Origin of the sequence: Frigoribacterium sp. Leaf172, from assembly GCF_001424285.1 — a bacterium.
In the GTDB taxonomy this organism is placed as follows: Bacteria; Actinomycetota; Actinomycetes; order Actinomycetales; family Microbacteriaceae; genus Frigoribacterium.
In genome coordinates, this window is sequence record NZ_LMPB01000001.1 from 1,329,986 (window position 1) to 1,343,864 (window position 13,879).

General features: G+C 71.8%; 11 protein-coding genes. 8 read left to right on the top strand and 3 right to left on the bottom strand.

The annotated features are described in order from the left end of the window. Positions 1-171 precede the first annotated feature (171 nt). The 4 genes from ileS to ndk all read left to right on the top strand — a co-directional run bounded on the left by ileS (position 172) and on the right by ndk (position 5,739). Positions 172-3,453: an isoleucine--tRNA ligase gene (gene ileS / locus ASF89_RS06325; protein WP_055812867.1), complete on the top strand. Its 3,282-nt coding sequence runs from the start codon at positions 172-174 to the stop codon at positions 3,451-3,453. Next, positions 3,450-4,847 carry a folylpolyglutamate synthase/dihydrofolate synthase family protein gene (locus ASF89_RS06330; protein WP_055812870.1) on the top strand — a complete coding sequence of 466 codons (1,398 nt, stop codon included), beginning with the start codon at positions 3,450-3,452 and terminating at the stop codon, positions 4,845-4,847. Before ileS ends, ASF89_RS06330 begins: the two co-directional genes overlap by 4 nt. Then, positions 4,844-5,260 carry a DUF4233 domain-containing protein gene (locus ASF89_RS06335; protein WP_055794736.1) on the top strand — a complete coding sequence of 139 codons (417 nt, stop codon included), beginning with the start codon at positions 4,844-4,846 and terminating at the stop codon, positions 5,258-5,260. The genes ASF89_RS06330 and ASF89_RS06335 overlap by 4 nt, the downstream gene beginning before the upstream one ends. 62 nt (positions 5,261-5,322) lie before the next feature. Further along, the gene (gene ndk, locus ASF89_RS06340; protein ID WP_055794738.1) at positions 5,323-5,739 is read left to right on the top strand and encodes a nucleoside-diphosphate kinase; all 417 of its coding nucleotides are present in this window, start codon (positions 5,323-5,325) and stop codon (positions 5,737-5,739) included. A gap of 82 nt (positions 5,740-5,821) precedes the next feature. Here ndk and ASF89_RS06345 read toward each other — a convergent pair whose 3' ends face one another. Both ASF89_RS06345 and ASF89_RS06350 read right to left on the bottom strand, forming a co-directional pair. Then, entirely contained in the window at positions 5,822-6,742 is a 921-nt protein-coding gene (locus ASF89_RS06345; RefSeq protein ID WP_055812873.1) for a thioredoxin domain-containing protein, read from the bottom strand. A gap of 75 nt (positions 6,743-6,817) precedes the next feature. Further along, positions 6,818-7,447 carry a vitamin K epoxide reductase family protein gene (locus tag ASF89_RS06350; RefSeq protein WP_235483996.1) on the bottom strand — a complete coding sequence of 210 codons (630 nt, stop codon included), beginning with the start codon at positions 7,445-7,447 and terminating at the stop codon, positions 6,818-6,820. Positions 7,448-7,843: 396 nt separating this feature from the next. Between ASF89_RS06350 and ASF89_RS06355 the strand changes: the two genes are divergently transcribed. From ASF89_RS06355 to ASF89_RS06365, 3 genes are read left to right on the top strand one after another with little or no spacing between them, the layout of a single operon-like run. Then, entirely contained in the window at positions 7,844-10,816 is a 2,973-nt protein-coding gene (locus tag ASF89_RS06355; RefSeq protein WP_156463322.1) for an Rne/Rng family ribonuclease, read from the top strand. Between the two features lie 18 nt (positions 10,817-10,834). After that, the gene (locus ASF89_RS06360; RefSeq protein ID WP_055812876.1) at positions 10,835-11,641 is read left to right on the top strand and encodes a hypothetical protein; all 807 of its coding nucleotides are present in this window, start codon (positions 10,835-10,837) and stop codon (positions 11,639-11,641) included. After that, a complete protein-coding gene (locus ASF89_RS06365; protein WP_055812879.1) occupies positions 11,638-13,071 on the top strand; it encodes a hypothetical protein in 1,434 nt (477 codons plus the stop codon). Before ASF89_RS06360 ends, ASF89_RS06365 begins: the two co-directional genes overlap by 4 nt. A gap of 33 nt (positions 13,072-13,104) precedes the next feature. Here ASF89_RS06365 and ASF89_RS06370 read toward each other — a convergent pair whose 3' ends face one another. After that, positions 13,105-13,383: a DUF4031 domain-containing protein gene (locus ASF89_RS06370; protein ID WP_055812882.1), complete on the bottom strand. Its 279-nt coding sequence runs from the start codon at positions 13,381-13,383 to the stop codon at positions 13,105-13,107. Positions 13,384-13,575: 192 nt separating this feature from the next. On the opposite strand from ASF89_RS06370, the gene rplU reads away from it, so the two are divergent. Continuing rightward, positions 13,576-13,879, top strand: a 304-nt coding sequence (gene rplU / locus ASF89_RS06375; protein ID WP_055812885.1) for a 50S ribosomal protein L21, incomplete at its 3' end; no start/stop codon positions are given.

Genomic DNA, 13,879 nt, shown 5'->3' on the forward strand with positions numbered 1-13,879 from the left:
CGACCGGCCCGACAGGGCACGAGACGTCAGTAGACCCGAGCGGGGCAGGCCCGTCACAGCCGAAGCAGAGTGGTCGCCCCGTCCGGGGCGGCAAGCGGGGTGGTACCGCGCCGACCGAGAACCCTCGGCAGGCGTCCTCGTGAACGGACATCCGCACCACCTGGAGCTCCCATGGCCTACCAGCCGGTACCCGCATCGCCCCGATTCCCCGACGTCGAGCAGGGGATCCTCGCGTTCTGGAAGGGCGACGACACCTTCCGCGAGTCGATCCGCGCGCGCGAGGGATGCGACGAGTGGGTCTTCTACGACGGGCCGCCCTTCGCCAACGGGCTGCCGCACTACGGGCACCTCCTGACCGGCTACGCCAAGGACGTCTTCCCGAGGTACCAGACGATGCGCGGCAAGCAGGTGCACCGCCGATTCGGCTGGGACACCCACGGGCTGCCCGCCGAGCTCGAGGCCATGCGTCAGCTCGGCATCACCGAGAAGCACGAGATCGACGACATGGGCATCGGCGCGTTCAACGCCGCCGCCCGCAGCTCGGTGCTCAAGTACACCGACGAGTGGCAGGGCTACGTCACCCGCCAGGCGCGCTGGGTCGACTTCGACGACGACTACAAGACCCTCGACTCCACGTTCATGGAGAGCGTCATCTGGGCGTTCAAGCAGCTGCACGACAAGTCGCTCGCCTACGAGGGCTTCCGGGTGCTGCCCTACTGCTGGCACGACCAGACCCCCTTGTCGAACCACGAGCTGCGGATGGACGACGACGTCTACAAGATGCGTCAGGACCAGACCGTCACCGTCGCGTTCCCCCTGGTCGGGGCCAAGGCCGAATCGCTCGGGCTCACCGGGGTCGAGGCGCTCGCCTGGACGACGACGCCCTGGACCCTGCCCACGAACATGGCGCTGGCCGTCGGACCGGCGATCGACTACGTCACCGTGCCCCACGCGCTCCTGCCCGGCGAGCGCACCGGCGACCAGCAGCTGCTGACCGGCAGCGTGTTCCTCCTCGCCGCCGACACGCTCGCCGCCTACGCCCGAGACCTCGGCTACGACTCGGCCGAGGCCGCGCAGGCCGCCGTCACGGCCACGTTCGCCGGCGCCGAGCTCGAGGGCGTCGAGTACGACCGCATCTGGGACGTCTACGCCGACACCGAGACCTACGGGACCGAGAACGCCTGGCGGATCCTCGTGGCCGACTACGTCGCCACCGGCGAGGGCACGGGCATCGTGCACCAGGCGCCCGCCTACGGCGAGGACGACCAGCAGGTCTGCGCCGCCGCCGGGATCCCCGTGCTCGTCTCCGTCGACGACGCCGGCCGGTTCCTGCCGATGTTCGACGAGCTCGGCGTCGCCGGGCAGCAGGTGTTCGACGCCAACAGGACCCTGATCCAGCGGCTCCGGGCCGACGGCCGCCTCGTCCGCCTGGCCAGCTACGAGCACAGCTACCCGCACTGCTGGCGCTGCCGCAACCCCCTGATCTACAAGGCCGTCTCGAGCTGGTTCGTGCGCGTGACCGAGTTCCGCGACCGCATGAGCGAGCTCAACCAGCAGATCACCTGGGTGCCGGAGAACGTGAAGGACGGCCAGTTCGGCAAGTGGATCGGCGGAGCCCGCGACTGGTCGATCTCGCGCAACCGCTACTGGGGATCGCCGATCCCCGTCTGGAAGAGCGACGATCCGACGTACCCGCGCGTCGACGTGTACGGGTCGTTCGCCGAGCTCGAGGCGGACTTCGGACGGCTGCCGCTGAACGAGCAGGGCGAACCCGACCTGCACCGCCCCTACATCGACGATCTCACCCGTCCGAACCCCGACGACCCCACCGGCCTCAGCACGATGCGCCGCATCGAGGACGTCTTCGACGTGTGGTTCGACTCGGGCTCGATGCCGTTCGCCCAGGTGCACTACCCGTTCGAGAACCAGGACTGGTTCGAGACGCACGCGCCCGCCGACTTCGTCGTCGAGTACATCGGTCAGACGCGTGGCTGGTTCTACGTCATGCACGCGCTGTCGACCGCGCTCTTCGACCGCCCGGCCTTCTCGAACGTGATCAGCCACGGCATCGTCCTCGGCTCGGACGGTCAGAAGATGTCGAAGAGCCTCCGCAACTACCCCGACGTCTCCGAGGTCTTCGACCGCGACGGCGCCGATGCGATGCGGTGGTTCCTGCTGTCGAGCTCGGTGATCCGCGGCGGCAACCTCGTCGTCACCGAGGAGGGGATCCGCGAGGGGGTCCGGCAGTTCCTCCTCCCGTTGTGGAGCACCTACTACTTCTTCACCCTCTACGCCAACGCGGCGGACTCCGCCGGTTCAGGAGGCGCGGGTCGCCACGTCGCCGACGGTTACGTCGCGACATGGCGCACCGACTCCACGGACGTGCTCGACCGGTACCTGCTGGCGAAGACGCGCCTCCTCGTCACCGACGTCGAGCGTCACCTCGACGCGCTGGACTCGCCGCTCGCCGCCGCGGCCCTGCGCGACTTCGCCGACGTGCTGACGAACTGGTACGTGCGGCGCTCGCGCGACCGCTTCTGGTCGGGCGACGACCGCGATGCGTTCGACACCCTCCACACGGTGCTCGAGACGGTGACGCGAGTCGCCGCGCCGCTCGCCCCGCTCGTCTCGGAGGAGATCTGGAAGGGTCTCACCGGCGGTCGCAGCGTCCACCTCGCCGACTGGCCCGACGCCACGGCGTTCCCCGCCGACGACGCGCTCGTCGAGGCGATGGACTCCGTGCGGGCCATCGCGTCGTCGGGTCTGTCGCTCCGGAAGTCGACCGGTCTGCGGGTGCGGCTGCCGCTGGCGCGCCTCACGGTCGTCGCCCCCGACCCCGCCGCCCTCGAGCCGTTCGCGTCGATCCTCCGCGACGAGCTGAACGTCAAGTCCGTCGTGCTCACGCCGCTGAGCGAGGAGAGCCTCGCCGACTACGGGGTGACCCGCAAGCTGACCGTCAACGCCCGGGCGGCGGGCCCGCGCATCGGCAAGCAGGTGCAGCAGGTGATCCCCGCCGCCAAGAAGGGCGACTGGCGGCCGTCGGGCGAGAACGTCGTCGTCGGAGGCGTCGAGCTGCTGCCGGGCGAGTTCACCCTCGAACTGGCCGTCGCCGACGCGTCCGCCGCCATCGGCTTCGTCGGAGACGGCGGATTCGTGCTGCTCGACACGGCCACCACCCCCGAGCTCGAGGCCGAGGGCCTGGCCCGCGACGTGGTCCGCGCCGTGCAGCAGGCCCGGAAGAACGCCGGGCTGGACGTCGGCGACCGCATCGCGACGACCCTGGGTCTCGACGCCCCGGGCGCCGACGCCGTCGAGACGCACCGCGACCTCATCCAGGCCGAGACCCTGACCACCGAGCTCGTCATCGAGCGGCGAGGCGACCTCGCGACCAGCGAGGGCGCGGTCGCCGTCGGCACCGGCTCGGCCGTGACCGTGGAGGTGCGACGCGCATGACCCCCAAGAAGAGCAGGAATCCCGAGCCCGCCGACGACGGCGAGTTCGCCGAGGGTGCGGCCCGCGTCTCCGACGAGCTCCTCCGACGCGTGGGCGAGCAGGCGCCCGAGCCCCGTCTCGGCGCGACGCGTCGGGCCGCCGAGCTGCTCGGCGACCCGCAGCGCGCCTACCCGGTGATCCACGTCACGGGCACGAACGGCAAGACGTCGACGTCGCGCATGATCGAGAGCATCCTCCGGTCGTACGGGCTGCGGACGGGTCTGCTGACCAGCCCCCACCTCGTCCGGCTGAACGAGCGGATCGTCATCGACGGCGAGCCGATCAGCGACGAGAGGCTGGTCGCCAACTGGGACGACATCCAGCCCTACCTCGCCATGGTCGACGCCGAGCTCGGCGCCGCCGGTGAGCAGGCCCTCACCTTCTTCGAGGCTCTGACGGTGCTCGCCTTCGCCTGCTTCGCCGACGCCCCCGCCGACGTGGTCGTGCTCGAGGTCGGCATGGGCGGCGAATGGGACAGCACCAACGTCGCCGACGGCCAGGTGGCGGTCCTCACACCCATCGCGCTCGACCACCAGAATCGTCTGGGCTCGACCGTCGACGCCATCGCCCGCACCAAGGCGGGCATCATCAAGCCCTCCGCCTCGGTCGTCAGCGCGTCGCAGGCGCCCGAGGCGCTCGCCGAGCTCGAGCGCGCGGCCGAGCTGACCGAGTCGACCCTCGTCGTCGAGGGCACGGGCTTCGGGGTCGAGTCGACCACGGTCGCGGTGGGCGGTCAGGTCGTGACCATCCGGGGCCTCGCCGGTCGGTACCCCGATCTCGTGCTGCCCCTCTTCGGCGACCACCAGGCGCAGAACGCGGCCGTGGCCGTGGCCGCCGTCGAGTCGTTCCTCGGGAGCGGCACCCAGGCGCTCGATCTCGACGTCCTCTCGGACGGGCTCGCTCAGGTGACCTCTCCGGGGCGTCTGCAGATCGTGGCCAACGACCCGACGATCCTCGTCGACGCCGCGCACAACCCGCACGGCGCGCGGGCCCTCGCGAAGGCCGTCGAGTCGTACTTCCCGTTCGGACGCGTCGTCGCCGTCCTGGCCGTGCTGGCCGACAAGGACGCCGCGGGCATCGTCCGCGCGCTCTCGGGCACCGTGCAGCAGTTCGTCGTGACCCAGTCCGACTCCGACCGCTCCGTCCCGGCCGACGAGCTCGCCGCGGTCGCGGTGAAGGTCGTCGGCGCCGACCGCGTCGTCGTCGAGACCGACCTCGCGGCTGCGCTCCGCACAGCGCGGGACATCGCCGACGAGACCGAGGGCGACCGCCCGGGCGGCGTCGTCGTCACCGGCTCGATCACGCTCGTCGGCGACGTGCTCGCCCTCGCGCAGGGTCCGGAGGGCCTCGCATGAGCGCCGCCCCGCCGCCGCCCGAGGGCGTCGCCGCGAGCCCCGGCCGCCCCCGCCGTCGACGCGGAGCCGCCGAGAGCCTGCTCTCGATCGTGCTCGTGCTCGAGGCCATGTCGATGTTCTTCGTCATGCTCGTGGTGAACGGCCGCGACCTCCTGCCCACCGGCGTCGCGTTCGGCGGCGGGCTGGGCGCCATCGTCGTCATGCTGCTCGTGTCGCGCGTGCTGAGGTTCCGCTGGGGGATCGTCCTCGGCTGCCTCGTGCAGATCGGGCTCATCGCCTGCGGCCTGCTCGACCCGGTCATGTACGTCGTCGCCGCCGTCTTCGTCGCGCTGTGGACGTACTGCCTGATCAAGGGACTGCAGCTCGACCGCCTGAACGCCGCGCGCTACGGCGACCCCGGCGAGTCGGCCTGACCCGCGCCTCCCCGGCCCCCCAACCCCCTCGACCCCCTCGTCACCGATCTTAAGGAGCACCTGTGACCGCCCTCGAAGAAACCCTCGTCCTCGTCAAGCCCGACGGCGTCGCCCGCGGCCTGACCGGAGAGATCCTGCGCCGCATCGAGGCGAAGGGCTACGCCCTCGTCGACATCCGCCTCGTGCAGGCCGACCGCGACCTGCTGGCCTCGCACTACGAGGAGCACGTCGGCAAGCCCTTCTACGAGCCCCTCGTCGAGTTCATGCAGAGCGGCCCCACGGTCGCGATCCGCGTCGCCGGCCACTCGGTGATCGCCGGCTTCCGCTCGCTCGCCGGCACCACCGACCCGACGACCGCCGCACCCGGCACGATCCGGGGCGATCTGGGCCGCGACTGGGGTCTCAAGGTGCAGCAGAACCTCGTCCACGGCAGCGACTCGGCCGAGTCCGCCGCCCGCGAGCTGGCGCTCTGGTTCTGACCCCACGACCGCCCTCGCGCGTGACCGACCGGGCCCGCGCCTCCTGATCCGAGGAGGCGCGGGCCCGGTTCCGTCGGCGCTCCTACGGAGTCGGCGCGGGGGTGGACTCCGCTCCGCCCGACGACGTGTCGTCGGTCGAGGCGCCGCTCGCCACCTCGGAGACGAACTGCGCGAAGACGGTCGGGTCGGTGAGCGAGCCGCCGTACTTGCGACCGTTCACGAGAACGGTCGGGGTGCCCGTCACCTTCGGCTCGTCGGAGTTCGGCAGCGGGTCGTTCAGCGCGCGCTGGGTGGCGGCGGCGACCCAGTCGTCGAAGTCGCCGCCGGTGATGCAGGCGGCGACGGCCGGGTCGTCGGCCCCGGCTCCCTCGACCAGCGAGACGAGCTCGGCGTCGGTCAGGCCGCTCGTGTTCTCGGCCGGCTGCTGGGCGAAGAGCGCCGTGTTCACGTCGAGGGCCGCATCGGGCTGGTGCTCGGCGACGCAGGCGAAGGCGTTGGCCGACCGGGTCGAGTACTTCGTGCCGAGCGAGGCGTTGTCGAGGAAGCCCAGGGGGTGGATCTCGAGGTCGACGTCGCCCTGCGACACCCAGGTCTCGAGCTGCTCGGCGTTGGTCGTGTCGAACTGACCGCAGAAGGGGCACATGTAGTCGAGGTAGACGACGATGCTCGGCTTCTGCGCCGTGCCCGCGGGGGAGGCCACGGGGTCCGCATCGGCCGCCGGCGCATCGGTGGTCGCGGCGGAGATCGTCGTGCCGTCGCCCGTCAGCAGCAGACCGTCGCTCGCCATGTTGAGCGGCCCGGGCCCCGCCGGCACGAGCGAGCGGCTGACGACGAGGGCGATCACGCCGATGACGGCGAGGACCCCGACCACGAGGCCGCCCTGCGTCAGGACGCGGTTCCGTCGACGCCGTCGCGCCTCGGCCTCCCGGGTCGCACGGGCCTTCTCGCGGGCGGCGTCCCGGCGTTCGCGCTTGGTGTCTCCGGTGCCGGGTGACGGCGTCATCGTTCCTCGATTCTCGGGTGGGCTCCGGCGAGTCTCGCGGGGGCCTCCAAGAGGAGCCTGGGAACGGCGGCCGGGTCAGAACAGGGTCGGGAGCAGCAGGGGGAACTTCACGACGATCACGGTCAGGACGACGATGCAGTTGATCGCCGGGAGCACCCACGAGTACGGCAGGAGGCGCGCGGCGGCACGCTGCACCCCTCCGCCGGCGGGGGCGGTGATGCCTCGTGCCAGGCCCCAGACGGTCGTCAGCCAGAAGAGCGGGATGGTCACCGACCAGACGAGCATGCACCAGGGGCAGAGGGCGCCGATGACGAAGACGGTCTGCGTGAAGAGCCACGTCACGAAGATCCAGGCCAGGAACGTGCCCGCGGTGAACGCGATCCAGAACCACCGGGCGAAGCGCGCACCGGCCAGGAGGGCGACGCCGACCACCACGGGGGCCATGAACCCGACGAGTCCGAGGACGGGGTTCGGGAACCCGAACAGGGATGCCTGCCAGCTGTTGATGACGGGGGAGCAGCCGACGAACGGGTTGACGTCGCAGCCGAGCGCCTCGGTGGGGTTCTCGAGCAGCCGGAACTTGTCGAGGGTCAGGGCGAACGACCCGATCAGCCCGACGACGCCGGCGACGACGAGCAGGACGGCCGTCGCCGCCGGGGTGCGGCCGATCGGGTGGGTGCGCGGGGTGGTCGGAGTGGTCGTCACACGGGGATTGTTCCATGCCCCGATGAGTGGTCTGCGGCCAACCGTGCGATAATCGCTTCAGTCGCCGGGTGACAGCCGCGATCGAGACTTGCCGGGCCGTGTCGACCCCGCGATCCCCTCCGGGGGCCTCGCGCGGGTGCGACGGAAACCGGGCCGGGGCGCAGCCGCCCCTCGTCGGATGGCCAGTTCCGAACAGCAACGAAGAACCGCACGACGACGAACGACACGACGGCCGCCACCGCAGAGACGGTGGGCCCCGTGACCGAACGTCGCGTGACCGACACCGCGCGTCGTGAGAGGACGCGGTGACCGGGGCAGGCGCGGGGCGCCGACCGGCCACGACACGAGACCACCCGCCGACGGCTCGACCTCGGCGGGGCGAGGAGCGCACCACCCGTGGTGAACAACAGAGACGACACCAGCAACGAGAACGGTCCGAAGAAGAGACGGGGGCTGTTCAGCGGGCTCCGCGCCCGCCAGGCCGCCGCCCCCTCGGGGCAGCGCGCCCTGGCGGCGGCATCGCCCGCAGACGACACCACCCTCCGGACCACCCGACGAGACGACGCCCAGGAGGCATCAGCCGTGACTCACGAGAACGAGGTCGCGGCGCAGCCGGCGACCGCCCCGACCGACGCCACCGCGACCGACTCCGCCGTCACCGGGTCGCTCGTCGACCCGACGGCGGTCGACGACCCCACCGAGACCACGTCGGTCGAGCGGGCCGATGCCGCGCTCGCGGCGGCCGACGAGGTGCGTCAGCGCGAGGACGCCCCGTCGTCGCCCATCCCGGCTCAGCTGACGACGACGAGCCTCATCTTCCACGCCCCCGAGATCGTCCCGCTCCCGGCACGGCCCGGCCGTCGGCGCCCCGGACGCGACGACGACTACGACGACGGATACGACGACGGCGACGAGGCCGACGACGAGGGCTACGACGGCGACGACGAGCCCCAGCAGCCGACCTCGCGACGTCGGTCGCGTGGCCGCTCGCACGATCGCGAGGAGCGCGACTCCGAGCCGCGCCAGCAGTCCGACCGCTCGCCGCGCGAGCGTCCCCAGCGCCAGGCGGAGCTCATCACCGAGCCGCAGCGCATCAAGGGCTCGACCCGCCTCGAGGCGAAGAAGCAGCGTCGACGCGACGGACGCGACGCCGGTCGTCGCCGCACCGTCATCACCGAGGCCGAGTTCCTGGCGCGTCGTGAGAGCGTCGACCGCAAGATGATCGTCCGCTCGTCGGGCGACCGCATCGAGATCGGCGTGATGGAGGACGGCACCCTCGCGGAGCACTACGTCGCCAAGGCGCAGAACGTCTCGCTGATCGGCAACGTCTACCTCGGTCGCGTGCAGAACGTCCTCCCCTCGATGGAGGCGGCGTTCGTCGACATCGGACGCGGTCGGAACGCCGTGCTCTACTCGGGCGAGGTCGACTGGGACTCCCTGGCCAACGGCAACCAGCCGCGTCGCATCGAGCTGGCCCTCAAGCCCGGCGATCGGGTTCTCGTCCAGGTGACGAAGGACCCGGTGGGGCACAAGGGCGCCCGTCTGACCAGCCAGATCTCGCTGCCCGGCCGGTACCTGGTCTACGTGCCCAACGGCTCGATGAACGGCATCAGCCGGAAGCTCCCCGACACCGAGCGCGCGCGTCTGAAGAAGATCCTCAAAGAGGCCCTGCCCGAGAACACCGGCGTCATCGTCCGCACGGCCGCCGAGGGTGCCACCGAAGAGCAGCTGACCCTCGACGTCAAGCGCCTGCTCAACCAGTGGGCCGACATCCAGAAGAAGGTCGAGGCGGGCAACGCCCCGAACCAGCTGCACTCCGAGCCCGATCTGCTGATCAAGATCGTCCGCGACGTCTTCAACGAGGACTTCCACGAGATGGTGATCGACGGCGACGAGGCCTTCGACACGCTCCAGTCGTACCTCTCGGCGGTCGCCCCCGACCTCATGGACCGCGTGAAGCGCTACGAGGGCGAGAAGGACGCGTTCGACGAGTACCGGCTCAACGAGCAGATCGAGAAGGCGCTCGACCGCAAGGTCTGGCTGCCCTCGGGCGGCTCGCTGGTCATCGACCGCACCGAGGCCATGACGGTCGTCGACGTCAACACCGGCAAGTTCGTCGGCTCGGGCGGCAACCTCGAGGAGACCGTCACGAAGAACAACCTCGAGGCCGCAGAAGAGATCGTGCGCCAGCTGCGGCTGCGCGACATCGGCGGGATCATCGTGGTCGACTTCATCGACATGGTCCTCGAGTCGAACCGCGACCTCGTGCTGCGTCGTCTGGTCGAGTGCCTCAGCCGCGACCGCACGAAGCACCAGGTCGCCGAGGTCACCTCCCTGGGTCTCGTGCAGATGACCCGCAAGAAGCTCGGGCTGGGGCTCGCCGAGTCCTTCTCCGAGGCCGGCAGCGCCGCTCGCGTGCAGGAGCAGCAGCCGCAGGGTCGGGGCAGGAACGACCAGCAGCGACGCCGAGGAGGCGCGGCGCAGGCCGGCAAGACCGGTGGCGCCGGGCAGAACCAGGGCAACGGCGCTCCCGCGTCCTCCGGGCGAGGCGGCTCGTCGTCGCCGGCGGCCGGCCCGTCGACCGGCACGCACGCCATCACCGAGGACGTCAAGAACGCCTTGTCGCGCATCGCGGCGTCCACCATCGCCCAGGCCGAGGACGGCGACCGGAGCACGGACTCCGCCACCGAGGCTGCGGCGGCCGTCGAGGCGGCCATCGACGCCGCGGCGCAGGCGGCCGGCACGGAGGCCCCCGGCTCGGAGTCCGCGACCGGCGGCGAGACGAACGGCGCCGACACCACGGGCGACGAGCCCCGTCGCACCCGGGGGGCTCGCAAGGGTCGCCGCGGCGGCAGGGCATCGCGTGACGAGGGTCAGGCCGTCGAGTCGGCGACCTCGACGCCCGAGGCCCCGACGCCGTCCGTCTCGGACGACTCCGCCGACCGTCCGGCCATCGTGACCGCGCCGACCACCACCACGACCGAGGTCGAGGCGCCCGCCGCACAGGCTCCGGTCGCGGCCGCTCCCGTGGCGGACCGGACCGCAGCGGCGGACAAGCCCGAGCGCAGCACGGAGCCGCGTCGATCGCGGGCCACCGTGTCGACGCCCGACGCGACGGTGGCGATCCTCGACATCCCCGTCGCGACGACGCGTCGCGAGGCCCCTCGCCTCAGCAGGGACGACGCCGAGCAGCTGCTCGACTCGGTGCTGGGGGCTCTGCCCGAGCCCAAGCAGCCCGGTCAGGGGCGTGGCCGCTCGCGCCGCGCCTCCAGCTCCGGGACGGCCCCGGCGACCGCACCGGCGGCCACGCCGAGCGACGAGTCCGGCCCGTTCATCCTCGGTGTGGGGGTCAGCTCCGACGACCTCTGAGTCGTCTAGGGTGACTGCGTGACCCCGACCCAGCCCGGAACCCCGACCGCATGGTCGCGGCTCCGGGCTGTCGTCGTCTCGGCTCGCGGCGCGGACGGCCGTGAGGCGTTCCTCACCGCCGCGACGGCGCTGGGCGTCCTGCTCGTCGTCCGGTTCGCGCTCGGCCTGCTCGCCCTGGTGGGGTCCGCCATCGGGTACTCGGTGACGGCCTTCCCGAGCGGTTTCACGGCGACGCCGGTGGGCCAGTTCCTCGGGAGCTTCGTCCTCTACCCCTTCCCGTTCTACGTGGCCGCCTTCGCGACCCTCGTGGTGGCCAGGCCGATCCGGGCCCGTGACGGCCTCGGGGTCGTCCTCCGCAGCACCCTCGTCGCCGGAGCCGTCGGCACGGCGGCGCTGGCGGTCGTCGGCATCGTGCCGGGGATCACCCTGTCGGAGGAGGGCGGCACCTGGGCCAATCTCGCCCTGTACCTCACGACCATCCCGCTCTCGGCCGGCGTGGTCGACACCGCCGTGCTCGCGCTCGGCGGCGTGCTGGCCTGGTGGTGGCTCCGGGCCGGCGACACTTCGCCCGCCTCCGACCACGACCGGTCGACGACCGACGACCCCGCCGACGACGAGCCCGGTCGAGACGGGGAGGTCGATGCGGTCGCCGGTGCCCCCACGCCGCCCGTCACCCATGAGGCGCGGGGGATCGGCACGCGGACGACCCCCGACGACGGCTCCGCACCGGGTCGCAGCCTCCGCGAGACCCCCTCCGCACCGACAGGAGCCGACGACTGGTCGCGCTACGCGCCTCCTCCGGCCCCGAACGAGTCGGACAGGTGACGGGACCCCTCCGCGATCGCCTCCAGCCGGCCGGACGCGGGCGCGCACCGGGCGAGGGCGCAGGCCTCGACGACGCCGAGCTCGGCCGACGTCAGCGCCTCCGCTTCGGGGCGGTCGTCGTCGTGCTCGCCGTGGTCTGCGCCCTCTTCGGCGTGCTGTCGAACCTCCAGGGCCCCAAGCTGACCGAGACCCGGATCGACACCGAGGCCGCCGTGGCGCAGCCCGGGCAGCAGCTGCGGATGTTCGCCAACCAGGTCGTCGCGCACGTCGACGCCGACCAGGTCGTCGTCTCGCCGGCGGCACCGCACACCGTGTCGACCTCGGGGGACGTCATCGCGGTGCGGTTCACCGACCGCCTGCGCTACGGGACCGACTACACGGTGACGGTGACGGGCGTCTCCAGCGTCTATCAGGCGCGAGCGTCCGAGCTGTCGACGACGTTCGGCACCGCCGCCGCCGAGACGTGGCGCATCGTCCACGGCGTGGACGGATCCGACGACCGGATCGAACGGGCCCCTCTGACCGGGGGAGCCGACCGCACCGTCGTCTACCAGGCGCCGCGCATCCAGGCCTTCGAGGTCTTCGACACCGCGGTCGCCGTCGTCACGGACGACGGCACCACCTCGAGGCTCAGCCTCGTCGCGTTCGACGGCGTCGCCGTCGAGGACCTGCCGCTCCCCGACGGGCCGGGGCTCATCACGCGGTTCGGAGCCGACCGCACCTCGACGACCCTGGCCTTCTCGTGGCGTCCGCAGGGTGCCGAGACCGACGCTCTCTACGCGATGCCCCTTCAGGGCGAACGTGCCGCGACCCCGGTCCAGTCCCTCGCCGGGCAGCCGCTCACGGCCCTCGACTGGTTCTTCGTGCCGGGTCGCGCCACGGTCGTGGTGCAGTCCGCCGACGAGTCGGTCGCGGCCTACGATCTGACCGGCGTGGCGCCTCCGCGGCCCTACGGCACCTTCGTCTCGCTGCAGGGCGTCGCCCTCGACGGCGGCACGATCGTCGCGGCGACGGCCGTCGAGTCGTCGCGCATCGACCTCGAGACCGGCGAGCAGACCGCCATCCCCTTCTCCGCCGTCGAGGGCGGCACGCCGTTCCGCGGGGAGCTCGTGGCGATCGGCGAGACCACGTACGTGCAGCAGGTGGCCATCCCGACCTCGGACGGCGCCGCGTACCGGAACCTCATCGTCGTCGACGACGAGAAGGAGGCGCGGAGCCTGTACGAGCCGTCGACCGCCGGGACGACGATCGAGGGCTTCTCGGTCTCGCCCAACGGGCAGTACCTCGCCGTCGAGACGGCCGACGCCACGGCGGAGACCGATTTCACGTACACCATCGACCCCGTGCCGGCGACGGTGACGACGACCGTCGTCGACATCGCCTCGGGCGGGGTCGTGGCGAGCTTCTCGGGGCACTCCGCCGCCTGGTGAGGGGGCCGGGCGGGTCCGGCCCGGGTAACGGGGTCAGGCGGGCAGCCCCCGTTTGACGCGCTGCGAGATCCGGAGCCCGCTGCGCTCCAGGCGCCGGGCGAGCTCGAGACCGCCGACCGGTCGGGCGCCGGCCGCGACGAGGTCGGCATGACGCGACTCGGGGACGTCGTAGTGGTCGTGGTCGAAGCCGCGACGGGGGATCCCGTTGGCGGCCGCGAAGCGATGCAGCTCGTCGTACGACTCGTCGCTGACGAGATGGGCCCACACCGTGTCGTGGGCGGGCCACACGGGGTCGTCGATCAAGATGGTCACGCGCCGATGGTAGACCGCATGCGTTGACGGCGGTCGGAGCCGCCGTGTAATCTAAGCGGTTGGTGCGCGCTGGCCCATGGTCGCGTCGTCACCCGCGGAGACCACGAGCCGTCCGGTCACCGCCTCCGTCCGTCACCGCACCTCGCGTGCGACGAGGCGGCCCCGTACAGCCAACAACATTAAGGAACACACATGGTCTACGCAGTCGTGCGCGCCGGTGGTCGCCAGGAGAAGGTCGAGGTCGGCACGATCGTCACCCTCGATCGTCTGAAGGCCTCCGTCGGCGACAGCATCACCCTCGTGCCCGTCCTCCACGTCGACGGCGACACGATCCTCTCGGCGGCGGACGCCCTGTCGGGCGTCACGGTCACGGCCGAGGTCCTCGGTGACCTCCGCGGCCCGAAGATCGTCATCCAGAACTACAAGAACAAGACCGGGTACAAGCGCCGCATGGGCTTCCGTGCCGACCTCACCCGCGTCAAGATCACCTCGATCA